Source organism: Bradyrhizobium sp. Pha-3, from assembly GCF_042258325.1.
In the GTDB taxonomy this organism is placed as follows: Bacteria; Pseudomonadota; Alphaproteobacteria; order Rhizobiales; family Xanthobacteraceae; genus Bradyrhizobium; species Bradyrhizobium elkanii.
The window spans coordinates 2,018,175-2,044,450 of record NZ_CP170151.1 but is presented as its reverse complement, the minus strand read 5'-3'; the positions used below and the strand labels follow the sequence as shown (position 1 = coordinate 2,044,450).

General features: G+C 59.8%; 21 protein-coding genes and 1 pseudogene. 9 read left to right on the top strand and 13 right to left on the bottom strand.

Annotation, left to right across the window (positions count from 1 at the left end):
• Positions 1-257 precede the first annotated feature (257 nt).
• Positions 258-1,322 (bottom strand): IS630 family transposase, encoded by a 1,065-nt coding sequence (locus ACE10X_RS09740; protein WP_038380919.1) that lies wholly within the window; start codon positions 1,320-1,322, stop codon positions 258-260.
• A gap of 373 nt (positions 1,323-1,695) precedes the next feature.
• On the opposite strand from ACE10X_RS09740, the gene ACE10X_RS09735 reads away from it, so the two are divergent.
• Positions 1,696-2,004, top strand: a complete 309-nt coding sequence (locus ACE10X_RS09735; protein WP_157788226.1) for a hypothetical protein — start codon at positions 1,696-1,698, stop codon at positions 2,002-2,004.
• A 9-nt stretch (positions 2,005-2,013) separates the two neighbouring features.
• Here the strand turns inward: ACE10X_RS09735 and ACE10X_RS09730 are convergent, their stop codons facing one another.
• The gene (locus ACE10X_RS09730; protein WP_244436109.1) at positions 2,014-5,433 is read right to left on the bottom strand and encodes an autotransporter domain-containing protein; all 3,420 of its coding nucleotides are present in this window, start codon (positions 5,431-5,433) and stop codon (positions 2,014-2,016) included.
• 275 nt (positions 5,434-5,708) lie between these two features.
• Positions 5,709-6,095: a hypothetical protein gene (locus ACE10X_RS09725; RefSeq protein WP_155258815.1), complete on the bottom strand. Its 387-nt coding sequence runs from the start codon at positions 6,093-6,095 to the stop codon at positions 5,709-5,711.
• A 249-nt stretch (positions 6,096-6,344) separates the two neighbouring features.
• Between ACE10X_RS09725 and ACE10X_RS09720 the strand changes: the two genes are divergently transcribed.
• Positions 6,345-7,652 carry an MFS transporter gene (locus ACE10X_RS09720; protein ID WP_016846328.1) on the top strand — a complete coding sequence of 436 codons (1,308 nt, stop codon included), beginning with the start codon at positions 6,345-6,347 and terminating at the stop codon, positions 7,650-7,652.
• Between the two features lie 1,219 nt (positions 7,653-8,871).
• A complete protein-coding gene (locus ACE10X_RS09715) occupies positions 8,872-9,132 on the top strand; it encodes a hypothetical protein (RefSeq protein WP_125459168.1) in 261 nt (86 codons plus the stop codon).
• Between the two features lie 778 nt (positions 9,133-9,910).
• Here the strand turns inward: ACE10X_RS09715 and ACE10X_RS09710 are convergent.
• The 4 genes from ACE10X_RS09710 to ACE10X_RS09695 form a co-directional block, all read right to left on the bottom strand.
• Entirely contained in the window at positions 9,911-10,051 is a 141-nt protein-coding gene (locus ACE10X_RS09710; protein ID WP_233475737.1) for a carotenoid biosynthesis protein, read from the bottom strand.
• 384 nt (positions 10,052-10,435) lie between these two features.
• Positions 10,436-11,971, bottom strand: a complete 1,536-nt coding sequence (locus ACE10X_RS09705; protein WP_026192333.1) for a S10 family peptidase — start codon at positions 11,969-11,971, stop codon at positions 10,436-10,438.
• A gap of 279 nt (positions 11,972-12,250) precedes the next feature.
• Positions 12,251-12,880: a UPF0149 family protein gene (locus ACE10X_RS09700; protein ID WP_233475738.1), complete on the bottom strand. Its 630-nt coding sequence runs from the start codon at positions 12,878-12,880 to the stop codon at positions 12,251-12,253.
• Positions 12,877-14,433, bottom strand: a complete 1,557-nt coding sequence (locus tag ACE10X_RS09695; protein ID WP_018269968.1) for an IS66 family transposase — start codon at positions 14,431-14,433, stop codon at positions 12,877-12,879. The genes ACE10X_RS09700 and ACE10X_RS09695 overlap by 4 nt, the downstream gene beginning before the upstream one ends.
• Before the next feature lie 178 nt (positions 14,434-14,611).
• Here ACE10X_RS09695 and ACE10X_RS09690 point away from each other — a divergent pair, with 178 nt between their 5' ends.
• From ACE10X_RS09690 to ACE10X_RS09680, 3 genes are read left to right on the top strand one after another with little or no spacing between them, the layout of a single operon-like run.
• Complete coding sequence (locus ACE10X_RS09690) at positions 14,612-14,941, top strand: hypothetical protein (protein WP_157183414.1); 330 nt, start codon at positions 14,612-14,614, stop codon at positions 14,939-14,941.
• Entirely contained in the window at positions 14,938-16,626 is a 1,689-nt protein-coding gene (locus ACE10X_RS09685) for a recombinase family protein (protein ID WP_063709711.1), read from the top strand. The genes ACE10X_RS09690 and ACE10X_RS09685 overlap by 4 nt, the downstream gene beginning before the upstream one ends.
• Complete coding sequence (locus tag ACE10X_RS09680; protein ID WP_233475739.1) at positions 16,619-17,029, top strand: hypothetical protein; 411 nt, start codon at positions 16,619-16,621, stop codon at positions 17,027-17,029. Before ACE10X_RS09685 ends, ACE10X_RS09680 begins: the two co-directional genes overlap by 8 nt.
• Here the strand turns inward: ACE10X_RS09680 and tnpB are convergent.
• From tnpB to ACE10X_RS09665, 3 genes are all read right to left on the bottom strand, one after another.
• Entirely contained in the window at positions 17,017-17,322 is a 306-nt protein-coding gene (gene tnpB, locus ACE10X_RS09675; RefSeq protein ID WP_051448103.1) for an IS66 family insertion sequence element accessory protein TnpB, read from the bottom strand. The genes ACE10X_RS09680 and tnpB overlap by 13 nt on opposite strands.
• Entirely contained in the window at positions 17,319-17,792 is a 474-nt protein-coding gene (locus ACE10X_RS09670; protein ID WP_026192332.1) for a transposase, read from the bottom strand. The genes tnpB and ACE10X_RS09670 overlap by 4 nt, the downstream gene beginning before the upstream one ends.
• 403 nt (positions 17,793-18,195) lie before the next feature.
• Complete coding sequence (locus ACE10X_RS09665; RefSeq protein ID WP_018269964.1) at positions 18,196-19,860, bottom strand: ABC transporter ATP-binding protein; 1,665 nt, start codon at positions 19,858-19,860, stop codon at positions 18,196-18,198.
• 470 nt (positions 19,861-20,330) lie between these two features.
• On the opposite strand from ACE10X_RS09665, the gene ACE10X_RS09660 reads away from it, so the two are divergent.
• Positions 20,331-21,020 (top strand): hypothetical protein, encoded by a 690-nt coding sequence (locus tag ACE10X_RS09660; protein WP_233475740.1) that lies wholly within the window; start codon positions 20,331-20,333, stop codon positions 21,018-21,020.
• Between the two features lie 179 nt (positions 21,021-21,199).
• Here ACE10X_RS09660 and ACE10X_RS09655 read toward each other — a convergent pair whose 3' ends face one another.
• From ACE10X_RS09655 to ACE10X_RS09645, 3 genes are all read right to left on the bottom strand, one after another.
• Positions 21,200-21,772 carry a TetR/AcrR family transcriptional regulator gene (locus tag ACE10X_RS09655; protein ID WP_026192331.1) on the bottom strand — a complete coding sequence of 191 codons (573 nt, stop codon included), beginning with the start codon at positions 21,770-21,772 and terminating at the stop codon, positions 21,200-21,202.
• A 20-nt stretch (positions 21,773-21,792) separates the two neighbouring features.
• A complete protein-coding gene (locus ACE10X_RS09650; RefSeq protein ID WP_016842784.1) occupies positions 21,793-22,284 on the bottom strand; it encodes a DUF302 domain-containing protein in 492 nt (163 codons plus the stop codon).
• 66 nt (positions 22,285-22,350) lie between these two features.
• Positions 22,351-23,805 (bottom strand): amidase family protein, encoded by a 1,455-nt coding sequence (locus tag ACE10X_RS09645; protein ID WP_028343876.1) that lies wholly within the window; start codon positions 23,803-23,805, stop codon positions 22,351-22,353.
• A 331-nt stretch (positions 23,806-24,136) separates the two neighbouring features.
• On the opposite strand from ACE10X_RS09645, the pseudogene ACE10X_RS09640 reads away from it, so the two are divergent.
• Together ACE10X_RS09640 and ACE10X_RS09635 are read left to right on the top strand one after the other, a co-directional pair.
• Positions 24,137-24,900: pseudogene (locus ACE10X_RS09640) on the top strand (IS5 family transposase).
• 283 nt (positions 24,901-25,183) lie between these two features.
• A complete protein-coding gene (locus ACE10X_RS09635) occupies positions 25,184-25,900 on the top strand; it encodes a hypothetical protein (protein ID WP_157788144.1) in 717 nt (238 codons plus the stop codon).
• Positions 25,901-26,276: the final 376 nt, after the last annotated feature.

Below are 26,276 nucleotides of genomic sequence, written 5' to 3'. Positions count from 1 at the left end.
ACGTTATCCACCCTGCTATGGACCTACCCTACCGCTAGGCCATCCGTGGGCCGAGGACTGCCGGAAGACCGGTGCCGTCGCGCCGCGCAAGTTCGGCGTCCAGTCACAGATCGACGATCATGAGGAGTTCCTACGGCAGCTCGTCGCGAAGCGGGCCTCCATCAAGCTCGATGAAGTGCACGCTGCTTTGGACCGACGCGGCACCTGTCCGGCCCACCGCGCCTCCCGGTAACTGGCCCTGAAACTAGTACCCGGAATCAGAGCTGAGTGATACGGCGGCCTTTGAAACGGCGTTGACGGACCTTTTTCTTGGTCCAGACGAAGGGCTCGGCTTTGTCGTTGTACGCGTTGACGTAGGCATCGATGTGGTCCTGAAGCTGCTTGAGGCTTGTGAAGGAGGTGCCGCTGAGCGACTGCCCCTGCAAGATCGAAAACCATACCTCGACCTGATTGAGCCAGGACGCACTTGTCGGCGTGAAATGAAATTGCACGTTGGGGTGGGCCTTGAGCCAGTCCTCGTTCTTCTTGTGGGTGTTAAGGTTGTCGAGGATGACGTGAAGCTGGCGGCTCGGAAAGGCCGCGGTGAGGCTGTTCATGAAATCGAGAAACTCGACGCGGCGACGGCGTTTTGAATGCGTTGCGATGATCTTTCCGGTGGCGACTTCGAGCGCCGCAAACAATGTTGTGGTGCCATGCCGCTTGTAATCGTGGCTCTGGCCGGTCAAGGCGCGGCCATTGGGCAACTTCAGATAACCCTGCGCTCGCTCCAAAGCCTGGATCGAAGGCTTCTCGTCCACGCATAGCACAATGGCCTTCGCCGGCGGGGCGACGTAGAGGCCGACAACATCGGCGGCCTTGGCCGTAAAGTTCGGGTCGTTGCTCTCGCACCAGGACTTGCGAGCCGCGAGGTCAATCTTGTGGCTGCGCAGGAACCGCCAGACATATTGGACGTCAACATCGCCCAGCGCTCCGGCCAGCAGAGGACCGGTCCAGCGCGCAAACCCGTGCGGCGGCGGCTTATCCAACAGCTTCAGAATCCGCTTGTCGGTCGTCTTCGTATAGATCGGCTGCTTGCCCGGTCGCGGCTTGTCTTGCAGCCCTTCAAGGCCATGGTCGGCATAGCGATGCCGCCAAAGGCTGACAATCCGCGGCTGGACCCCAACTTCCTTGGCGATCGACCGGGTGCTGCGCCCGTCCGCCGCCAACAAGACTATCCGCGCCCGCTTCAAATCGCGCTGCAATGTCATCGGTGAGCGACAACACGCCTCTAGCACCTTGCGATCTTGCCTCGAAAGGCGGACTTCTCTTGCTTCGGGTATCATCCCGACCTTGAATCACGACTCACGTTCCAAGAAAAGTGGGTACTAGGCACTCCGTCGGCGGGAATGCCGGCTGGAGGCGTCCGAACCCCTCCGGTGCGCCCCGTTCACGTCTGGCGCTCCTGCTCTCCCGCTTTCGCCGACGAGGTCCAGTCGGGCCCACTCCACAGCCCTGAAGATCAAGTTCACCTATGTGTTCAAGCGGAGGACATTCCCGGGGCGACCGGGGCCCCGGCAGGACCACAATTGACAATGGAGACCCCGGAGTGCCTGACTAGCTCCCAAACGCAGAATGTTCTCACCCAAGATCCGGCCGAAAAGGACGAGCTCAACAGCTGCCTGGAGGCCGTCGCCGACCGGTTCGGATTGCGTTGGCTTGAGCAGGGCGACAGAAACCCTGTGCCATCGCTATGGCAGGCCAAGCAAGCACGCTCTTGCGACCAATGAGCTGGTGACCTTAGGCTATGCCCTTTGGAGGTTCGCTAAGGCCGATCTGAACGGGACCCGACATCAAGTCAATCAGTTGAAGATCGGGAGCGATGGCGAATGCGCCGGCAACGACATCGCGCTTACCAGCGCGGCGTTCAAGCAGGCCAACCTCGCCGGCCAGGCTTTTTGGCCACGAGATCTGTATCGAAGCCAACATGGTCCATTGCGCGCAGCGCGCCGGGCCACAATGGATTGAGCATGCGTATCAAAACTTCACGTTGAAGGTGGCATTCAGTCCGTTCTGGGTGAGGCCTGAACCGAACTGGCCTTGATAGGCGATGCCAAGGGTGCTGTTGCTCGAAATCTGGAAGTCCAGACCGGATTGCACGAGTGCCACATCCTTGCCGATGGATACGCCCGAAGCTGCAAAAGCGCTGGAACCTGCAGCAAAGCTGGCTGTCGACAGCGGAACAATGTCACCCAGGGCATGACGCCAGCCAACATCAGCGCGCGCAGTCGCGGCAATGTGGCCAAGTTGAATACGGGTCGTCGCGTAGACGCCGAACGTGGAGAGCGTCGTATCCATCGTGTCAGCGCGAATACCAAGCGCCGCCCCGTTCAATCCCCTTTCGTAAAAAGCATCCGTCGCGACGCGAACGTGGGCGAGATTGGCATAGGGCTCGATCATGGAATACTTGCCGAGATGGACTTTGTAGCCCAATTCGCCAAAAATCTGGAAAGTGCCCGCATCGTGATCCGAGATCAAGTTGTCGTTGAACCCCGGGACTCTAACGTTGCGGCTCATCTCAAGATCGTGCCATGTATAGGCAATGCCTGAGCGGAATGCGACGGCTCCTTCCGGTGCGGTCCACTCGGTGCCGGCATAGGTCCCGAACGTGTAATTGTCACTGCGGCCTGACGACGAAGCAGCGCCAGCCTTGAAAGTGGAGCGGCTATAGCCAGCAAGAACACCGAAGCGCCAGTCCTCAAATACCGGCCTGTCGATACCGGTCATGAAGCCGCTGATGCTGGATCTGGTGCTTGCGGCATTGCCGTCACCTGATTGGGTCGTCCATCCGCCAAAGGCAGAAGCCCACGCGGCATAACCCTGCAGGTCATAGGATGGCGGATCAGAAGACGCCGCGGCGATGGCACCGATGGCAGGGACGGAATCGTCACCTGGCCTTTTCTGCTCAGGACCATAACCTACTGCATTCATCGCTGATGATGGCGCCCCGCCAAACGCCTGTTCCAGGCGGTCGTAAACCGCCGATCGCGCATAGAAGCTGTCATTGATACGTCTGCCCTGTTCGGAGGCATAGACGGAGGGCGAGAGCTGTCGCAGCGCAGATGTCACCGCTGTGCCGTCAGGCGAGGAGAAGTCGAGTGCCGCGACGAGCGGGTGCAGCCCCGACGCAGCATTGCCGGCGACTTGATCGAGCGCCGCGCCCACCTCGCGGCTGTTGGCATCGGCTCCATATCGCGAGTAAGCATCGGATGGACGGGAGAGCGTCAACGCATAGGTGTTGCCACCCTCGGCTGTAGCACTCGCCAGCAAGGTCGGTGATTGCAGGGATGTCGTCACGTTCGCAAACGAGCCCCAGAGATTTGTTGCATTCAGCCACTGATTGGAGGAGAACTTGAAGCCGCTGCCATACCAGCCACGCTGCGGGATGATCGTGAGCGTGCCGTCGAGAGTCGCATTGCCGTTCACCACCAGACGACTGAACGCACCGCTATCATTCACCGCGACCTGCAAGCGACCGGTCGAGGTCTGCAGATAGTCGCCATTCACCGTTATGCTGCTGTCAAGGCGACCGATAAGAGGCGCGACAGCACCGCTATTGGTGAAGCGGCCGTCAGTACTGAGCAGATAACTGCCATTGCCGGACAAGGTTGCGCCTTGCGCGACAGTTGCGTCATACAGTTCATGATTTCCGGTAAACAGCGTGACGCCGCCCGACAACTGCAGCGACAGGTTGCGTCCAATGATATTCCCTTCATAACGGGTCGCAAAGCTTTGGTCGGGCTCCTGCGTTGAGTGACCGTTCGCATCAGGCGTCATACCGAATGTCAATTTGGTCAGCCGCAGAGCACCTTTCTCGTCAAGCTGGGCGTAATCGGACAGGATGTCCCCTGACAGCATTGCGCCACGCATTACATTGATCTCGCCGACATAACCGTTGTTCGACATGTACATCGCTGCATGACTGCCAGCCAGGCGCCCGGTCAGATCGAATTTGCTGACGAGGGGGCCCTCGATTTCGTTCAGCATCGGCGCCGCGTTATTGCCGATCGTGCGAATATACGAGCCACGATATTCAAGGTCGTTGCCCATCGCATTGTTGCCAAAGTCGAAACTTGCTGCGATGCCATGCTCGCCGAGAGCCTGCACGTCCCCGCGCTGAGTAAACGTGTGATCCTTGCCATAGGCGAACATGACGCCGCGCCCATAGGCGCCATCGGCGTACACGCGGGTTCCGGGCGGGATTATGATCTGGTTGTTTTCGCCGTCGACGCGGATGCCGGCGCCCCCTGCTCCCTTCGAAAGCAGGTCGGCACGTTGGACCACAATATTGCCGCTGCCATAGACGTGCAGCCCAAGTCCGAGCGTAGCCGTATTGTACGTATTCGGCAGATAGGCGGTGCCGTCAGCATTACGAGCGAAGAAGGGATTGTCGTTTACCAGAGTCTGGCCATTGGCGTAGATGGAGTAACCGAAGTGGTTGCGCCGATCGATGCTGTAGCCCATATCCTGAAACGCGGCGATCTCCGCCTCCATCAGGGCGGTGTAGTTCCGGTATCCCTGGTGGCTCATCAGGCTGTTCTTAAGCTCGCTATGCGAGGCGAAGGGCGCATCCCGTCGACCATGCTCGTCCATTACGCGCACCGGAATACCAGGCATGGCACCGGCCAGCACTTCACTCACATGCTTTCCAGCGAAATAGCCCCGATCGCGGCGCAGATCGAAAACGTCGTCAGCTGGTAGGTTCGTGCAGACGGAGCAATAGATCGTCTGCCCAGGCTTGGCTTGTTTGCCATTGTCGTCGCGCAAATGCTCGGTCCACGCATTTATCTTTTCCGGGAAATACGTTGATATCGGCCCAGGGAAATACGGAGATGGTTCATAGTTGATAGTGCTGAGCATACCGTGTGCATGGCCGAGCTCATGAAGCACTACGGGCGTAAGACCAATCTTTGCAGTCGTCGGCAATTGCGAAGGGATGTATGCTTCGGACGAAAACCCCATCAGGCCAATTGTAACCATGCCATGCGCACCGTAGTGCAGCTCGCCTGGATCCTGGCCCATGAGCGACGCCTGCACCTTGGTGCCGCCACCGGGGGACATACCACTATAGGCAGATGCGTTTTTCTCGCTATTTCCCCCGAAGTTGACAATGGCCGGCGCGTGACCCGGCATAAGCTTGATGATTTCTGCCCAATACCGAATCGCCGCCAATGAATGATCTATTTCCGATTTCGGCAAATTCCTCGTTGAAACCCCGTCACCTTCCCAATAAGGACCATCGCCGGGTCCGAATATCTGCGCTCGCATGAAGGTCACGCCGTTCGTATCCGTGACATCGAAAGTTTCAAGGGCCCTACTGGGCGAACCCAGCGACGCACTAGCCGCAAGTACGATGGCCGTAACTGTCTTCGTCTTCGTCTTCGTCTTCGTCTTCATACTACACTACACATTCTCTTCGATGCATTGATTACAGGTGTGTTTTGCCATCTAACTCGAGCGCGGGTGCACGCAGATGGGCGAGCGAAGCGCGGCCGTCATTGGTCAGACATCGGCGTGCGTAGTTCGCGCGCGATACCTGACGGCAGCACTTCAATACGAAAGGAAAGCCATTTCCCTGGATCGGCTTTGATGAAACCAAGTCCGCTCAAGGAGGTGTGTCCCCATTGCTGGTGACTTTGATTTCAAATTCCTGGAGCTCAGACTCTGGCACATCACGCTTGCCATTTGCGACCCGCCGAGCGCTGCTCGTCAGACCGAATATGACCGCCCGCCTGCGGTGCCGCGCCTATGTCGATCGATTTCATGGTGCCGTTAGCAATGCGAACTCCTATTGCCTTTTGATCGCACGAAGGTCCTGCATTCTGCAGCAGACCCAATCCGACGAGGCGGCGGCTGCGCGCAACCAACAAGCAGCGGAGCAAAAGTTGGGCCAAATCGCCTGATGCGTCCGCCGTGCGCAACCAGTTGAACGCAGCAACATGCACGACGGTTCTTCGCGTGAAAAACAGGCACTGCAATGTTCGGCGACGGCCATTGTTGTCGCAAACTCGCCACTGCACTGGAGCGCCCCCCGGCAGTTGGAATGTTCGTTCATTCATGCTTGCTGCGATTGCCGCGATCAGTTCAAGTTTTGAATGGGGTTGCGAGGGGCGGGCATTTTTATTGCACTCACCGTCGTGAGCTTCGGTCCGGCATGCGTCAGGCACATGCAGAGCACCAAGACGCGGAGCCGACCACCTCAACCAGACGGCGTATAGAGTAGGTGAAGTGCAATGTGGCGCGACCTCACCGATCGAAATGCTCAGGCCAGCCATCGCGCTTCAGACGGACCGAGATTGGCCGGACAAATGACTCGAAAGAAGCCGGAGGCGGTCCTTGTTCCGGCAGACGAACGCTTGACCGGCCGCGCCGTGTTGGGCGCAACCATCGGCAATATTCTCGAATTCTACGACTTTGGGACCTATAGCTTTTTCGCTATCCAGATCGGTCAGACGTTCTTCCCGGCAAGCGACCCGTTCGCCAGCCTCATGCTGTCGCTCGCAACCTTCGGCGCTGGTTTTGTGACCAGACCGATCGGGGCCATCGTGCTCGGCTCGTACTCGGATCGAGCCGGCCGCCGACCCGCCATGACCGCGAGCTTTGCAATGATGAGCGCCGCAGTCCTTTTGTTGGCGGTGACGCCTTCGTACGAGACAATAGGAATTGCCGCGCCGCTACTGGTGATTTTCGCACGTTTGGTGCAGGGCTTCGCACTGGGCGGTGAAGTTGGTCCGACGACTGCCTATTTGATGGAAACGGCCCCGGCCGAACGGCGCGGTCTTGCTGTTTCGTTCCAGCCTGCCAGCCAACAGATTGCCGCGACGGCCGGAGCGCTTGTGGGAGAAATACTCTCCCTGACCATGACAAGCGAGGCGCTCAGTGCTTACGGATGGCGGATCGCGCTTTTGCTCGGCGCCGCTACGCTGCCGTTCGGACTCTGGTTGCGGAGCGCCCTGCCCGAAACGTTGCATCGCCCCGACACGCCGGCTCCCGGCGTTCAGCCTGTAAGCAGGCAGCCTGCCGCTCGCCGCATCATGAGTCTGGGATTTGTCATTTTGGCCAGCTGCACGATCATCACTTACGTCACGGGATATATGACCACCTATGCGCTGAACACCTTGCAGGTTTCCGCGCCTCTCGCCTTTGGCGCCACACTCATCTGCAATACGGTAGGAATTGCCGCCGCACTGCTGGGCGGCTGGCTCGCAGACCGCGCGGGCCGCCGGCACATCATGATTTGGCCGCAGATCGCGGCGTTGCTGATGACCTATCCAGTGTTCTTCTGGATCTCGGAGAGCCGCAGTGCTCTCGCACTTCTCGGAGGCCTCGGCGCGCTCACCATGATCGGAACGATTCCGTATAGCGCCTTCTATGTGAGCATGGCCGAAGGTTTGCCCAAGAACATTCGTGGCGGCGCCTTCGCGACGACCTACGCCTTCGCCATTGCGATCTTCGGAGGTACAGCCCAACCCATCGTCACCTGGCTGATCCACCTGACCGGGAGCGCGCTGGCGCCGGCCTGGTACATGCTTGTCGCGAGCGCGGCCGGGCTCTGTGCCATGCTCTTGATTCCTGAGACTGCGCCGCTCAAGATTCGGAGCGCTGCGCTCAGGTAACGTCCGTCCTAGCACTGGACAATTTGGTCGCGGCTCTCTGCCGCCTGATATCGCGCTCGCGCCGGTCAGCAAGAATGTAGGGCCCCGCGTTCGACGTGGTCGTTCGCGCGGCCATCGACAGCACCGACAGAACGGATGGCTCCGACAGCGCCCGGGATCGCGTCGATGGTCACCGGCTTCATCAGACTGTCGGGCGCTCGCAGCGCTGAACACGACGCGATCGACGAAGCGCCCGGAGCTGAGAAGCGAGGACGCCCGGCTTGTCCGAAGCACCAAGCCTAGGTTCGCGCCGCGGTTCTCAGCGTGCTCAAAGACGGTCCTGGCAAGGTCGATTTCACCAAGGAGCTCCGGTTACATGTCGCGACGCCTGCCCTGTGCCTGGTTCATTGACAGGATCGTGTCATCAGAAGTTCCGGCCCGCAGCTTAGCCACGGCAGCTAGCCAGAAACTCGGTTTCCAGCTCACCTCATACTCGGCTTGCATGGCCTTCCAACAGCTTCCAGCAAAAGGAGCTCGAGGGAATTCGCGAGGGCGGCCGCTTTTCAAGTCCAGACGGGGTAAGGCGTGACGGTAGCAGGGCGATTGACCGGCCACCTAGCCACACTTCAGGCTGCCGACCAACCTATGGTCGATCCTAGTCTCGAGGACATCGTGGGCATCTAAATACCCCTCGGCCCGCTTCTTGGCCTCTTCGTCACTATGGCACTATGGCTGGTGAATTCATGGGTAACCCGCGCGGCTCTTGCCGCATCGACCGCGAACGCCACGTGCAATCTAAGTCCTTTGACCATTCTCGTTCATTGGATCGATCGGCAGGACGTTCCAAGCCGGCGCGGAATTTCAAGGAATGACGGATGCAACGAACGTCTGGAGACTGCTCGCTCAATCCGAATGCGCAGATTCACATAGTACAATTGACTTGCATGCCGATGGCGAGCCTAATTGATGGGTTGCAAGGCTTACAGAGAGAACCAGTGAATTTTGGAACGCCTGCGCAGGCCAGATTTATCGTTCGAATGGGGACCTCTGGCTGGATGGTTTATGATCGAGAACGCAAGGGACCAGCGCTGATAAAGGACAGCCACCTGGCCGAGAAACTGACGAGGGAACAGGCTGAACACATAAAAGAGAGCCTGACGAATACTCAGGGCAACGACCAAACTTAGTCCTTCGTCCATGGTGCTCGGTTGGCGCCCGCAATCCAGTAAGGGTCAAATCCTTGAGCCTCGATTGGGCAAACGCAGTCCCGGTTCTCGTGATCGCTGCCGGCCTCGCGCTGGTGCTTGTCGGCCTCATCGGCATAGTCCGGCGCCGAGGTCCCGAGCGACGCCACGCAGTGCAAGCAAAAGAAGATGTGTCCGGATCCAGCGAGCCGCCAAAATCCCCGAGCGCCAAAAAGCGGCACAAGAAAGCGCGGCCTGCTGAAGACTCTCCCGCGAAGGACCTGGAGGCCCGGCCAGCCAATGAAGAAGAAAACTGACTGGCACAAACATCTAGCTCTGCACCCAGCCCGAAGAGACAGGATCTTCACAGCCGCTATCGCCGCAATGCTTACGACGCTCGCTCGATGCACGGACGAGTTCGTATTCGCACACAGCAGGATTCGCCAGGACGCCTGAAGGCAGGGAGGAGTCGTAAAATCCGCATTGGCCGCATCCTGCGAACCGCGCGACTCAAGCTGACCTGATATCAATGGCGACGCCTAGTAGGTGTCATTTACGACACGGAGCCGCCGTGATGTAAGAAAGTGCTGTGCAAGACGGTTCTCATCTCGCTCTGGAGCGATGCTGGGTGAATGGACGCCAGATCGAGAATTTTCTTCATGGCTCGAATCCTCGCGACGCGGAAGCGTTGAAGCCAGCTTGCACCGCATCCGACAAGCCAATAGGGCCGCCGCCTGAACTGGGCCATTTCGCATTGCTCGCACAGCAGCCGCATTTTCTTCAAGGAAGGCATTTGCCGAGAATATCGATCTGGGTGTCTTCCAAAAACCTGCAGGGACAGAAGTGCGCCTCATGTCCAATCCTGCTTGGAACAAGCTCGCAGGCCGTGTCCGCCCGAGTCCCGGCCCCGGGGGGATCCCGTTAGCCATCCCGTCGCTTGACGGCGCCAAAACAAAACCCCGGGCCCGAACTTTTCCGCGAGCGCGATGGTCAATTTGTCCAATTGGCTCACGACGAACCCAGCGACGACTGGCCAGAGCGATCAGTTGAAAGGCCGATCGAGCTGACGATCGGCGCCATCAAGTAGGATCGGCGTCACTGTCCACGAAAAATAGCCAGCCCGAACCAGAACGGTCCGATGATGAGTGGAACGAGGCCGATATGGGGGAAATCCGCGCCCAGCTCGAAATGATAGCTGCCGAAGGGAAAGCCCGTAGCGATGCCAAGGCTTTCCATCGTGAGCGCAATCGAGCTGCACGATGCAAACAGGATTGAGGCTCGGCGCGGACCATAGGCAAGAGCGGCGGATCAGCGCGCAGGCGATGAAGATCGCCGCGAACGCTTGCGCGAGCGGATTTGCATTCCAGGAAAAACCGATTGCGGCTGCGAGAATGCTGGCGATAGAAGCCCAAAGTGCAATCTCCTGTCCAGAGCCTGTTGTCCGAAATACCGTCTCGTCTCGTTGTGTTTGCCCCATCGTAAGTGACGGCGCACACGACGAATCGTAGCCGGCGTCTCGCGCCTCGAAGCGGGCGCTAGGACTTCTTCTGCACTCGCTGAGAGAATGTGACTGCGCGCGCCGGAACACGAGCTTGCTTGTGATCAAGTTCGTCGCCGGCACTACTTCATCATCGCTTCGACCTCTGTACGAAACGCTTGACGCGAACTGTCCCGCGAATAGAACATGTGGCCGCCGGGAAAAACGACAAGTTTGACGCGCGGAGCCGAGGCAAATGGCGGCAATTGATCGAGCAGGATTTGTGATTCGAAATACGGCGTGACGAGGTCAAACAGGCCGTGCCCGACCAGCAATTTCATGCTCCGATCCGTTGCCAGGATTTGGCGTAGCTCCGAGAGCGACTCGGGTGGGGTGCGGCCGAAGTCCCAAGATTGGACGACGGTGCCGTTCAATAGCTCATAGGAGCCGTCGGGCCGCCAGTTAAGCTTGCGCGTCAGGAGATCGACAGTGGCGCTGGTCAGAGGCGCCAGTAGTGTATCGCTCGAGGGATCCCCGGAAAGGTGAAGATCCGACTCCGGATATGGATCTATGCCATGCACCGAGGCGTCATAATTGCCGATGAGCTTGCCGTTCTTACGATCGAATTCACGGCGGAATTCGGCTAGGTCGAGGCGGCCCGCGAGCCGGCGACTCACCGCTTGGTCGATGCCGGTCAGCGCCGCAGCCTTATCGGCCAGACGCATGGTTGCTTCCTTGTCCGCCTGGCCCTTGATGAGGTCGACCAGATACTCCCCGCGTGCATAAGCTTCCACGTCGGCGAGATCGGCTCGCTTTACCGGACCTTCTGCTTCACGCAGGGTAGCGACATAGCTCGGCAGTCTTGCGACGTACTGCAGCAGGCTCGTGTGGGCAAACTGGCTGGAGTCGAATCTTGGCGAGACCATGATCAGCCCCTTGACACCTATGCCCTGCCGCATCTGCAACTGGTGCACAACCTTTGGCCCGCGAATGCCCCCATAGCTTTCACCTACGATGTATTTCGGCGACAACAGCCGGTCATGCTTTTCGAGCCAACGGCGGACCACCAGCGCGAGCGAGTTGACGTCGCCCTCAACGGAGAAGAACCGCTTGCGCGCGTCATCGCTGGTCCCCACGAAACGGCTGTAGCCGGTGCCGACCGGGTCGAGAAACACCAGATCGGTGAAATCGAGCCACGTTTCCGCGTTTGGCCTCGCCTCCGGAAATGTCGATGGCGTGACCTCGTCAGCATTGATCGGCAGCCGCCACGGTCCCGCATTGCCGAGCTGCAGCCAGGCCGATGATGAGCCCGGTCCGCCGTTGAAAAAGAATGTTACCGGGCGCATGCCGCGATCGGTGCCGTCGAGCTGATAGGAGGTATAGACGATGTCAGCCTGCGGCTCGCCCTTGTCGTCGAACAACCGGATGGAGCCGGCGGTCGCGACGAAGGCAAGCGTCCGTCCAGGGAGCTCAAGCGTGTGTCCGGTGCTGGAGTCCGGCGGCAGGCGATGCGGCTCAGCAGCAGACGGCATACTCGTTTGGCCAGCGCCACTCTTTTGGCCGGACCGCATCGTGACCTGGGCGGGCCGCTGTGGATCGTCGGCTTGCGCGCTCCCAATTACCCCGCAGGCAAACAGGATCAGTGCAAGAGAAGTACGGTACAGTGCGATCAGCTGCATCGGGTTTTCCTGGTCCGGCGCGCACCTTGGTACGCGAGACATGCCGTCAAAACGGCCTTACCAGTAGCTCATGCCGGGCAACTACAAACCCACTAGATCCAGTAGGGACGACCACCGTGCCGCGAACTGGAATGGGATTTCCTCTTCCGGAAGCTGGGCGGCCTAACAGCATCCGCAGTCCATTGAAGTCGATCTCTTTCCACTTGTACTAATCCCTCATTTTCCCCTCTTGAGCGGCTTTTCAAACGTAACCGGCATGAACTCCCACGTCTGCAGTGATCAGCGCGCGCGAGCGTAGCGGGTCGGCATCCAGTACTGGCGCATGGCCTCGACGACGTCCGGAATGTCGGTATGGGCGTTGCGCAGGAATTCCTCGGTCTCGCGGCCTTTCCTTGGTGGTCCAAGCAGTGGACGCCCCTGATCGTCGACGCAATGCAGCAGGATGGGCAGGAGCAAGCCGTGGTTTATGTTGCGGATGTCGAGCAGCGGGGTCCATGCCGATAGTCTCAGCCGCATGGCGGCATGGAATCCCTGGCACCACGGCCGCGCATCAACGTCGCCATTCGGCTTGCGGGCATGGGTGGGCGCGAACCGATGTGGCGCGGTGGAAAGAACGTTACTAATGTCGTTGTGGCGCAGCGCGACGGCCGAAATCGCAGCGAACTCAGGCGTGCCGCCATGGTTGAACGCATCGGCGTCGATGGCGAGTAACGGACAGATCCAGTCGGGCGGACTTATCGACACCGGCCCGGCCACGATCGCGGCGACATAGCCGTCGAGCATAGGAAGACTCGTGGCGATGGGATGCTGCGCGGCGCGAGCCTGCAGCCAAGGCTCAAGTTCGTCGAGCGGCATCGCGGCTGCCGCCATCGATGATGAAGATGATGATGAATGGCGGCGCCGGCTCATGCAGCCTCCCGTGCGCTGAGCTCGCGGGCCTTCCAGTTCCAGGCGAGAAGTTCGCGCAACTGGTGGCTCTTGGTCTGGCCGGAGATGATGCGCTCCAGCACATCGGCCAGATAGACCTGCGGATCGAGTTCATGGAGCTTTGCCGTATTGACCAGCGATGCGAGGATTGCCCAGCTCTCAGCACCGCTCTCGCTGCCGCTGAATAATGAGTTCCGCCTTCCCATCGCAATCGGGCGCATTGAACGCTCGACAGTGTTGCTGTCGACCTCAACGCGGCCGTCGCGGAGAAACAGCGTCAGCCCATCCCAGTGATTGAGCGTATAGTTGATAGCCTCCGCCAGCTTCGACTGGGAGAACAGCTGGTCGAGCATCGAGCTCAGTCGCGCCTTCAGCACCTCCATCAGCGGTGCGGCCCTGGTGCGGCGGGCGGCAAGCCGCTGTTCGGCGCTCGAGCCGCGGATCTCGGCCTCGATGGCGTAGACCGCTTGCAGGCGCTCGATCACTTCGTGAGCGAACGGCGACTGCATCGTCTTGTACACTTCGACGAATTTGCGTCGGGCATGGGCGAGACAAAAAGCGAGCTGGATCGCGCCGCCATGACCGCGGGCAAGCGCTTTGTAGGCGGCATAGCCATCCACCTGCAGAATGCCGGAGAAGCCGGTCAATTGCCCGGCGATCTCCTCGGTGCCGCGGCCATCGGCAAACACATAGGCGACCGCCGGCGGCGATGGGCCGCCCCATGGGCGATCATCCATCGCATGCGCCCAGAACTGGCAGATACGAGTGCGATGTCGTCCGGGATCGAGCACCGGCATCGGCGTCTCGTCGCAGAACAGCCGCGGCGAAGCCTGGATCGTCCGCAGCTGAAGCTCATAAAGGCTCTTGAGCCACCATGCCGCACGCTTCACCCAGCCGGCGAGCGTTGCGCGGTCGAGATGAATGCCCTGGCCAGCCAGGATCTGCACTTGGCGGTACAGCGGCAGATACCAGGCGAACTTCGAGACCACCACGTGAGCCACGAGTGCCGTCGATGCCATTCCGCCTTCAACCAAACGCGGCAGCACCTTCGCCTGGACCACGCCGTCGGTGCAACCGCGGCAGGCGTATTTGGGACGAACCGTGCGTAGTACCCGCAGGATCGCCGGGATCACGTCCAGCACCTCGCTCACATCCTCGCCGATCCTGTGCAGAGCGCCCTGACAGCACGGGCACGCTGTCGTGTCCGGCTCGAGCACCTGCTCGCAGCGCGGCAAATGCTTGGGCAACGCACCGATGTTGCGCCTCGCCTTCTTGCGCGGCTTCCCAGCCGGCTTCGTCGCAGGTAGATCGTCGTTGGCTGACGCAGGTGGTGTGACGCCGGTCGCGAGATCGTCCAGTTCGAGCGCGAGCTGCTCGGCCACGATCGCCACCAGCCGCTCCGAGCGCTTGCCGAAGATCATCTCCTTCAGCGTCTGCATCGCCACACGCAGCTTCTCGTTCTCGGCGTCAAGCGCGAGCACCATCTCGGTCAGAGCCGCTGCGTCGGTCGGAAGAGCTTCGGGGCGAATCGCCATGATCGAACGATATATCCGCGCATCACAGGCTCCAGCAAAATCTTCGCCTCTCAGCCGACAACGGCCGGCTGCTTCACAGGCTTGGGTGAGACACGCGTCCACTCCAGCCCGTCGAGCGAGGGCACATCGAAATATCCCCTCTGGGGAGTCTGACGAATCACCTGCCATCGAAGTTACAGTGTGCGAACCGACGCATCCGCTGTTCGGCCGCACGTTCCGCGTCATTCGCCGCTCGGTTCATCGTGGCGGGGGCTTCCCGCTTTCGTACGAGGTCGAATATCGAGACGGTGCCAGCCTTTTGATTCCGGTCGTGGCGACCGAACCACAGATGTCGATGGAGAATCGAACGAAGCTGAGCGTCGAGGCACTACACGATCTGATCTCTCTGGTTGAGCAGCTCGAACACGATGCCGATCGATCCGAAAGACCTTTGGGCCACGCTGTCAACGGCACTGCAGCGCCAAATCGTCAACGAGGTCGCCGCAGTGCTGGCGGAGGCAAGTCATGAAATCCGAGCTGGTCAAGCCGATACACCTGGCGCGACGCGCGGTCGTGTACATCCGGCAGTCGACGACCCACCAGGTTGTGACCAACCAAGAGAGCCTACGATTGCAATACGCGCTTCGCCAACGCGCCATCGAGCTCGGCTGGCACGAAGCTGGCATCGACGTCATCGACGCTGATCTTGGCATCAGTGGGGCGTCGGCGGCTCAGCGCAGCGGCTTCAAGGAGTTGGTCGGACGTGTTGGTCTTAACGAGGTTGGTCTGATCCTGTCGATCGACGTGACGCGTCTCGCCCGCAACTGCTCGGATTGGTATCCGCTGCTCGATATCTGCGGGCTGCACGGCTGCCTCATCGCCGACCGTGATGGCGTCTATGACCCTGGCAGCGCCAATGGCCGACTGCTGCTCGGCCTAAAGGGGACGATATCGGAGCTCGAGCTCCATACGATACGTAGTCGATTGACGGCTGGTCTTCTTGCCAAGGCGGAGCGCGGTGAGCTTGCGCTCACCTTACCGATCGGCCTTGTCCGCGATCCCTCTGGCGTCGTCGTCAAGGACCCGAACCTGGAGGTGCAGGAACGGCTCGAGCTGCTGTTCGAGACCTTCCTGAAACTGCGCACCGTTGCCAAGGTCATGCGTGAGTTCAACCACCGTGGTCTGGAGCTGCCGCGCCGCAATCGCCACGGGGATCTGCATTGGGCGCGGGCGACGACATCCGCGGTCGCGGCGATTCTGAAGAATCCTGCCTATGCGGGCGCCTTCGTTTACGGACGGACACGACTGCGCAAACCGTCGGACGGAAGATTACCGACGAAGGTGCCGAAGCCGATCGAGCAGTGGCGGATCATCGTCAAGGACCGCTATCCTCCCTATATTGCTTGGCAAAGCTACGAGAAGATCAGGGGCATCGTCATCGACAACCGAGCAGAATACATGCGCAACAAGACCAGGGGGGCTCCACGTGAGGGCGAACTACTGCTGCAAGGCATCGCATGGTGCGGAAGATGCGGTCACAAGATGTACGCGCGCTACAAGAGACGCGCCGAGTACGTCTGCAATCACCTGCGTTCACATCAGGGGTTGCCGACGTGCCAATACATCCGTGCTCCCCGCGTCGACGCCGCCGTGGCGCAAGCCTTCCTTACAGCGCTGGCGCCGGCCGAGATCGACGCGTTGTCGTGCGCTCGTCGCGCTCAGCAACAGACGTACAAAGCAATACGAAGCAATGCCGAGCAGCAGCTCGAGCGGCGACGCTACGAAGCAGCACTCGCCGAACGTCAGTTCAACCGCGTCGATCCCGACAACCGGCTCGTCGCCGCCGAGCTCGAGCGCCGTTGGGAGGCGGCTCTGAAGGATGCTCGAGCGGCAGAGGAGGCCCTGGCCCGTTTGAAGTCTCCCCAGGCTATCGCTCAGATCACCGTCGGCAACAAGGCGCTGAACGACAAAGTCGTCCGCCTCTCCGGCCGTCTGCCTGAGATCTGGACGGCCCCGAGCACGACCGACGGGAAACGCAAGGCGCTGCTGCGCTGTCTCATTGACAAGGTGATCCTCGACCGCGGCGAGCACGACGCCGTCAGGATGAGGATCGTCTTGGCGCGGCGGAGCCGTCACCGACATCGAGGTAAAGATGCGCGTCAACTCAGTAGCGGATCTCGCCCAAGGCGCGGAGATGCGAGAACGCGTGCTTGAGCTCGCCCGCGCCAAGATGCACGACGACGAGATCGCTGCCATATTGACGAGCGAAGGACAACGGTCACCAAGTTGCCCCGACAAGGTGCTGCCTATCACCGTCCAGCGCATTCGCTTGCACGCCGGCCTCAAGGGGCTTACCGAGCAACGTACACGATGGCGCCATTCAACCGACTTGCTCAGCGCACAGCAACTTGCCGGCGTATTGAACATTCCCGTGAATTGGCTCTACGTTCAGATCAGGCAAGGGCGCCTTTTGATCGATCGTCATCCTTCCGGCGCACATCTGTTCTCCAACACGTCGCGCGTGATTGAGGCTGTTCGAAAACTACGCAATCATGAGCTCAATCATCTCGATCTCAGAATCACTGAGCCTCACGAGGAGGGGCATCAACATGCGTAATCGAGCAGCATCGCGAGCTGCGTCGCACTGAGATGCACCACGCCATCGCGGATCGGCGGCCAGGTGAAGCGCCCCTGGTGCAGCCACTTCGTCACCAGCACCATGCCGCTGCCGTCCCACGCCAGAAGCTTCACTCGGTCCATGCGCTTGCTGCGGAACACAAAGACGTCGCCGCAATACGGGTTCGCACGCAGCGCTTCGCTAACCAGCGCCGACAGCGTGTGCACCGACTTGCGAAAGTCGACCGGCTGTGCCGCCAGCACCACCTTGAGGTCAGACCGTAATGCAATCAACGGATGCCCCGAAGCGCCGATAGCACTGTCGAAAGCGTCGCCAGCTCCACTCCGGGCTCGACCCGGATGCGTGCCCCGCCCACCTCGATCTCAATCATCCCGCCAAGCTTGCCTGGGGGCGATGCCATCTGCGGCAGCACCTTATGCGCGGACGCGAACCGGTCCGGTTCGTCTGCCGTCGCCGGACCGCTCTCGGAAGCGATCCGGACCGGCACGAAGCCTGGCGCCTGAAAGCTCGCTGCCGTCGCGAACTTGCGCCGCCACACCGTCAGCAGCCCACGGACAACGCCATGGCGCCGAGCGACCTCGGAAATATTGGCCCCTTCCTCGAAGCTCTCCGCCACGATCTGGGCCTTCTCTTCCGCCGTCCAGTGCCGTCGCCGACGCTGCCCCGTGATCACCTCGATCCGACGATAGGAGCCGCCTTCCTGCCTGGCATCAAGCATGGCTTCATGCATGGCATCTGCCATAGCCCACCTCCAAAAAAACAGGTCATACCAGGCTGTATCGCAGCTCATTCGCGCGATGCCCAGGTGGGGGGCTCATGCCGATTACTTTCAAACGAGCGTGGGGTAATATTGGGTCAGATGCATCACTCGGCTGACTCAGATCGAATTGAGCTCGACTGGACCGGCTGTTCGGCTGTTGCCTATTCCAGGCCGGGTGTCGCGGCGTTTGAATCGCAGGTCGGCTGACATGAGCCTTGGCAGGGAATTCCCGAGACGACGTGACGGCTCGAACGTCCCGTTCTGTCCAGCTTTGGCCACCAGATTCGCTGGCCGGGTTGGCAATGGCTTGGTTCGTCTCACTTGCAGACATTCCGCAACCGGCATTCTTAGACCGGCAGACGCGCGGGCTGAGCATCCGCCTTGCCTATGTCTGACAAGCGCAGGGGGTCAGATCGACCACGACGTCGGTTGTAGAGATGACGCCTCTGCGATGCGTAATCGCCAGCACGGTCACATCTTCCGCTAGGCTGCGAATATGGTCCATGATGTCCCGCTCGGTTCGCTCGTCAAGGGCGGAGCTGGCCTCGTCGAGAAGAAGGATCGCCGGCTCGCCATAGAGCGCACGGGCAATAGCAATACGCTGGCGCTCCCCGCCTGAAAGCTTCAAACCGCGTTCTCCAACGGTTGTTTCAAATCCTTCCGGCTGCGCCTCGATGAACGGGAGAATAGCGGCTTTTTCCGACGCGGTGCGAAGGCGTCCCTCATCGCGGGGCCGACCTAGCAGAATGTTGTCGGCCAGCGACACATTGAGCAACGTCACGTCCTGCGGCACGACAGCAACTGCAGCATACCAATCCGTGCGATCGATACCCGTTATATCGGTTCCATCGACCAGAATACGGCCGCAGTCCGGCTCGATTGATTTCAGGACGAGCCTAAAGATTGTCGACTTCCCCGATCCCGTTTCGCCGACCAAAAAAGTAATCCCGCCGCGTCCAGCCAAAAACGAGACGTTCGTAACGCCACGACCGTTTTCGTAGGCATAACCAACGTCCTCGAAAGATAGTTGGCCGGCGGAGGGCGTGAAATCATGAGTATGGGACGTTCGCCGCTCTTCTGGTGCGCCCCACAGTCTGGTGAGAGGAATGAGGTCGGCGCGCGACCTCGATGCGTCCGAGATCGCGCGCGCGACCATCTCGAAGGGCATACTGAGTTGGAGTATAAGCGTGTTGAACAGCACAATGTCGCCGATCGTGACCATGCCAGCCTGGTAGTCGGGAACCAGAAGGAGAAGAGTGACGGCAAATTGTAACGCGACGGCTAAGCCGAGCACGGCGATGTAGGGCAGTCGTTGAAGCACGTAGGCTCGACAGTTATCCCGCACCTCCCGCGCTTTCACCGTAAAGCGCTGGCTCATCCAGGCATGACTGCCAAAATGGCGCAACGTGTCCATGGCATTCATGACGTTGCCGACGAAACGCGCATTCTCTTGTCCGGCGTCGACGGCCCGGTCCAGAAATACGCGCGCCCGACGCGTCGAACTCCAGGTCAATGTAATCGCGGCAGCCCCATAGGCGACGACGATTGCGGCGATCTGAATATTGACGAGCGCACCTAGAGTAGCGATCGTAAGCAAAAGCTGCGTTGCAGCAGGGAAGAAGATCGTAGTTCCAAGCTGGACCATCGTGATCAACGCGCTGCGGCCGCGCGCGGCCGCACTCTGTATTTCCACGGGATTGTGCTCAAGGAAAAAGGCTGCGGTTTTTCTCAGGATTCGATCGAAAAAGCGAGTTGCAGCGATGAAGCCTAGGTTTTCTGCTGTCATAAAGGAAAGATACTGCAGCATACGCTGAAATGCGGAAGCAATGCCAAGCAGGACCGCATAGCCAGCGAGTCCCCAGGCGAGCACCGACGCGCCTTCACTGCGCGGCAGACGATCAATCAGAGACGAAAATACATAGGGGGCTACGACGCTGCTCGCGCTTGAGATCAGCACCACCGTGGCAACGACGAGAAGCAGGCACCGATCGGACCGCCAGTACGCATGCAAGATTTCGGAAATCGGCGACAACGCTGTGTACTTTGACATATCTGCGACACATCGAGGGAACGGCGCGCTTTGCTTTGCGCAGAGAGCGGCATGGCCTTGTCGCACGGTCTAGATTTCAAACGAACTCGCGTAAAGATGCTCGATGGCTGGCTCACCGAAATTTGCTATCGCTAACCGCCAGTGGACTTCAAATGAGCTCTGTCCAGCGCTGTCATGCAACCCCGCCAGTCTTGGTAGGTTGTCGCCCGGCGTCTCACATGAAATACGTCGTGTTGTGGCCGACAACTGACGCGCCACACTACCCGGCTTCTTACTGAAGCATAGGATGCCGAGACGACAAGAACCCGCTCCGTAAGGAACACGACATGAAGTGTGCAACTGCAGACACACGCAAACGGCCCGCGTCCGATGCAACTGAACTTCCTCTACCGGTTCTGCCGCCCCCTACTATTTAAGACACCAAAGGAACCTCTACCTAACGATAGTGCCACGGAGGGCTGGCTTTAAGATTGATTGCATCATTCTTCACGCTCTGTTGCCGCCCCTCACGCGAGGGGCGGCTCGAGTTTGTATCAAGAACAATGCTCAAGGCTACTCTGAGAATAGGTGATCTGAAAACCTTCGATCCTGCCGTCAGAGACTGCTCAATAGCAATTGGTGAAAGCTACATCCGGCCATTCCAGCATAAGAGCCTTGAGAGCTTGTTGCTAAAGAACTCCGACCAATGGTTCTTCGTCATACGGGAGCGTCAACGAGTAGCAGACGAGTTCGGCACCAACCCCATCGCCACAGCTAACGCTTCTGCGGATCAGCTTCGTCAGAGCTACCAACAATGCATGCACTGGCCGCTCGATTTTGTCGTGATCGAGGCCGCCCGCCGAGGTCCGCGCCTGCAGGTACGAGCTGGCCATATCGGCAGCCTGCCGATCTACTTCCACGTGGAGGAACGCACCCGTACGGTTACACTATCCTGGGATTTCGTCGATTTTTTGGGTACATCGCGAGCGATTGATGCAGAGATCATAGCTCATCACCTGTCGATGAGAACGTTTTACTCTGCGCGGCAGCCCTGCGCGGGGATTAACTTACCGACTGCCGGCGCAACCTTGTACGTCGACAGGTCGGAAACTTCTTTTGAGTACGGCTCATTAGATCCGTTCACTAGGCCGTGTACCTATAAAACTTGGCGGCTCATGTGACTGGTGACTACGTCCGCTTTGCTCCAATAGCGACCAAGTTCGTGCGGCAGCACAATATGTCGCGATGGCCAGAAGGAGACATTGCCGGCGGTCAGACTAGTGGGCGTCCGGAGTGTTGGCTCGTTCCGGCTGTGTGACAAATCTTCCCGCACCGCTCCATTGTTCCTAACTTAGCAAGATCAAACTCTCGCCAACTGGAGCGCGGCCTCAACGCCGCCTTCCAGGATCTGCTCTGCCTGGATGGTGTCGGGGACGGCCCGCGCGAACTGGAGAGTGCCCACCATGAGACCGAAGATGGCGGTCGCACGGCGGCGGCTCGCTGCAGAGTCGGCACCCGGAAGTAGTGCAGCCAGCGACGAAACGTAGCTTCGCAGCGCTTTCTCGTAGTCCTGCCGAGTGGACAGGGGCTGGCGTGCGATTTCCGGGAGCAACGCCGCCGAAGGGCACCCGTCCGCCGGGTCTTCGAGGTGAGCGCGGTTGAGGTATCTCCGGATCGCCCCCTCGAGGGACAGGCCCGGCCGCTGTTCCTCATCGAGGCGATGTTGTTGGTCGCTAAGCGCGCTCGCCAGCGCCTCGCGAACGAGTGCGTTTTTGGACCCGAAGTGCGGAGAGAATGCGCCCTTAGTCAGACCGGCCTCGCCCATGATCCCGGCGATCCCGGCGGCGGAGATACCGTCTTGGCGTATGCACTTCGAGGCTACATCGATGATGTGTCGTCGCGTCGCGGCCTTGTGTCCTTTCTCGAAACGCATCTCCACTCCTTCGATATCCGTTAAGCTGCGGCCGCTTCCAATAGGGCCTGGAGGTCGCGATCACGTTGCTGGGCAACTGCATTCACATGTTCGCTGCCAAACTGACTGAACAGGGATGCCGGCCGATCATATCCACACGCGACACCGCCATCTTCATCCTCGCGCAGAAGGACGCGGATGGGTGCGTACAGCCCCGCCGACAATCGATGGCGGGTCATCTTGGACGCGGTGAGCGGATTTCCGATATCAAACTGGATGGATCGTCGTGTCAGCTGAGCAACAGCTAGGAGCGCGCCGTGGTCACCCTGCCCGAAAATGGTGAGCGGCGAAGATGCCTCCAACTCTCGAAGGGCGCGCTCACTTTCGCCGTATCGCAGGAGAGTGAATATCCCGTCATCGATGCGCCGCGCCAAGGTCGCGAGCTTGGCTCGAACGTCCTCGAAGGGCTGTGTTGAGCGGATGGTAACGTACTCGACCGGAATGGCACGCGTTGAGTGCAGTGCATTGGACATCTGGTGATCCTCTAATCTTTTGTCGCTGTCTGCAGGCCCCCTTCGCGACGCGAAGCAACCACGACACTAGGTTGAACCGGACTTGGCACCCAAGATGCCTTCGATACCGCGGGCAAGGTTTAGAAGCCGCTGATCACTTCCTAGAGGGCCATCCAGTTCGAGCCCGATCGGCAACCCCGCGCGAGACAGGCCGACAGGAAGGCTGATACCGGGCAGTCCCACGCTGCTTGCCGACACCGTGTGGTTCGCCAGAGCGAGGTAGCTGACGTCCTGCCCCGCGATGTGGACGGTCGCCTGCTCCCCGATCGAAGGCGCCGTGCAGGGCGTGGTCGGTTGCAGAATGACCCACGCCCCATGAGCGACGAACGCCGTGTTGAGGCGACGCTGGATTTCCGGCCGGCTCACGTTGAGCGCCATCTGATAGGCCTCTGCCGAGGTAGCACCTGCACCACCTGGCAATACGATGTGCTCCCACGCCTGCCGAAGCTGAGGCTTAAGGCTTTCGTAAATGGCCTCAAACGCGGTCGGAATCGCGTGGCGCCGAAGAAACTCCGAAATCGCGCCCATCGTCTCATGAGCGAAGATGCCCCATGTTGCCGTTTGGACGAGGGAATTGAAGTCGCGGCCAAGGTCCATTTCCACGACCTCGGCGCCGGCGTCCTGCAGTTGCCGCACCACCGCACGGAATCGGGACTCGACTTCGGGGTCAACCAGATCCAGGAACTGTCGCGGGGCGAAGGCGAGCCGGGCTCCCTTTAAGCCGTAGTCGCCGTCGGAGGACTCCGCAGCCTGTTCGCCAGTCACGACGTGGTCAACCAGAATGCAGTCCTCAACGCTTCGGGCAAACACGCCCGTCGTGTCGAGTGTATGGGAGATCGGAGCAACGCCGTTGCGCGGCCAACGCCCGGTGGTTGGCTTGAAGCCCACGACTCCACAGAACGATGCGGGTACCCGGATGGACCCAACGGTGTCACCGCCCAAGGACGCGGGAACCAGTCCAGCAGCCACGGATGCGGCGGAGCCGCTTGAGGAGCCGCCTGACATGTGATCCCGCGCGTGCGGATTCTTCACCTGACCATAACGTGCGTTGTGACCGGTCAAGCCGTAAGACATCTCGACAAGGTTGTTCTTGCCGAAAATCAACGCGCCCGCCTCCTTAATTGCCCGGACAGCGTCGGCATCTTCGCGCGGCACAAAATGAGCCAGACCTTCGATTCCCAGACTGGTGGGTAGCCCTTTCGTCAAATAACTGTCCTTCACCCCAAGCGGCATGCCAAGGAGCGGGGCCGCCGATCCGGCCGCACGCAACTTGTCTGCGGCCCTCGCGGCCGCCAGCACCTCCGCCTCATCGATGGTGATGAAGGCGTTCAGTTCGGCAAGCGCTCGGGCGCGCTGTAAAAGAGCCGCCGTGTAGGCCTCGGAGGTGATGTCGCCGTTGCGAACCGCTGCTGCAGCGGTTGCGAGCCCAAACGAGCTGACATCTGCGGTTTGTCGCGATGAGGCAGTTGTCTTGTCGTCCACGAAATCCTCGCCAGGAGCTGTTTGGCGGCACCCGGCCGCCACCTAACGGTGGTCCAGCTCAATGCCATTACGGTCATAATATTAAATTACAATCGTAATTCAATCGGGGTGGCGACCTGCTGGGGACACATGCGCGTGAAGTGCCGATGGACGGTTGCGAGCAATGATTGGTTCAGCGACTTCTGCAATGGGTCATTTTCGACGGTTTCTGCGGAGATAGTCGGCTGGCTGACGTCCGCTTCCCCGTAAGCGTCCAACCGGGGCCTGCCCGGAAGCGTCGCGTCAGGCCAGACCCCCTGTGATTCAAACTCCCAAACTGGGGGCTGGAATCATGCGCTACGAACTCGCCGATCATGAATGGATTGCCATCAAGCCGATGCTGCCGAACAAGCCGCGCGGCGTTCCTCGGGTTAACGACCGTCGTGTCCTCAATGGCATCTTCTGGGTCTTGCGTTCCGGAGCACCTTGGCGCGATTTGCCGGCGGCGTTCGGTCCTTACACCACTTGCTACAACCGCTTCGTTAGGTGGCGGCGAGCTGACGTCTGGAGCCGCATCATGGACGCACTTGCGGCTGCCCATGATGCCGCTGTCCAAATGATCGACAACTCGATTGTCCGCGGCATCAACATGGGGCCTGCATCACAAGGAACGAGCGCCTATCGATGGGAAGGTCGCGCGGCGGCTTGACGAGCAAAATCCACGCGGTGGTCGATAGCAATGGTTTGCCGGTACGGTTGACGTTGAGCCCCGGCGAGGCCCACGACGTTCGACTTGCAGGACAACTGCTCTCTCATCTGAAGTTCGGGTCAATGTTGCTTGCCGACCGTGGCTATGACGCCGACTGGATAAGAGAGCTTGCCATGAAAAAGGGGTCGTGGGCCAACATCCCGCCGAAACGCAATCGCAGCGATCCGATCTGCTTCAGCTCCTATCTCTACCGCGCTCGCGACTAGGTCGAACGGCTCTTCAACAGGATCAACCAATGTCGTCGTGTGGCGACGCGTTACGACAGGCTTGCGGGAAACTACCTTGCCTTCGTCCAACTCGCCTCTATCCGCCTATGGCTGGCTGCGCGTTATGAGTGCACGCCCTAACGAGCTCTCTGGGCCGGAGCAGAGCAATGGTCTCCTTGAGTTTGCGGATACTTTGCAGGACGTTGTGCTCTCGCGGCCAACGGGCATTTGTGCAAGCGCTGTGGAGCTGAGCGGAAGTATGGATTCGGCTTCGGTCGCGATTGCTGTTGGCAAAAGCGTGAAAACCGTAAGGTGTGGCGGCATCCTGTTGGGCGACGGGAGCAGCCCCAGGCAGTCTGATCGGCGAGCGCGCATTCTGAGCGCACTGAATTGCCGCGATCACCCCCTTGAAATGCATACCCACATGCCGGCGATTGATCTGGATCTTGCCCCAGAACGACGCCTGCCACTCACTTCAGAGTATTGCCTGGAGGCATTTGAGGCGCTCTGCGACAGCTTTCGCGCGGACGGCTACGAAATCGTCTGGTCCGGCATAGGCGGCGACAAGCTTTGCGCTTGCTCCACCGCCGAGGAGGGCGGCTCAAGATCTTCGTCTTCACGTCACCTGGAGATCGCCGTTGAACTTGCAGACGGCCTGTTGACAAATCGCGCGCTCGACGCCGCTCATTCATCCTTCCTTTTCAGCGCGCCGCTTAGCGCGACCGTATCCACATTTCTGCTCGCAAGCCTTTGTCATGCTCGTCCACTCGCAAGGCGAGGACTTTGGCCCGTTCGCCCGCTAGGCGATCCGAGATTGATTAATACTGCAGCGAAGCTTCCGCTTGCACTTCGCGCGGGCAAGGAAATATTCCGTTCCTACCTGCGTAATCGGCTGCGCTGCGATGTGTTTCCGCACGGTTATGCAAAGGAGACTTTCGCGCTTGTGTTACCAAAGGCGATTGCGGCTCGTGCAGACACGATTTCATCGCAGCTTTCCTCTTGCGCCCTGGCCGACTTCGGCTTGGTTTCGCGAGAGTCCGTTATGGCGCTCTTGAATAGGGTATTAACAACGCAAGTTGCTGCAACCAGCGCCTTGGTTCGCTTCCTGTGGGCGGAACGCTTCGTTCGGCAACTATGTTGAGAGCTTCACCATCAACAACCACCGGTTAGAACACCTGCTACATCAAAGAAAGGTTGAGAATTGGACGTTCTCGCCCATCGGCACGATGGAGCTAGACTGTGTCGGCGTGTATCGCGGGGCTATCGGCAGAGAACGCGACACTGGACGTTATCGTTTACCCCTGTCGTTGCATGCCGTTTAGCCCTTTTTCCGTTAGATAGATTCGTCTTTTGGAGGCGGGTCGCTCGCGAAGGGAGGCGCCGTCTGGCGCGCACTCTGTCACGCATCCCGGCAAGCCATAAGGATATGGACAGGGCTCTTCGGCCTGCACTTACCGTTAGATCACCAGAAGAACTCTCCTGGTGAACGCATTGGAATGGCTTTCGTCGGACCTATG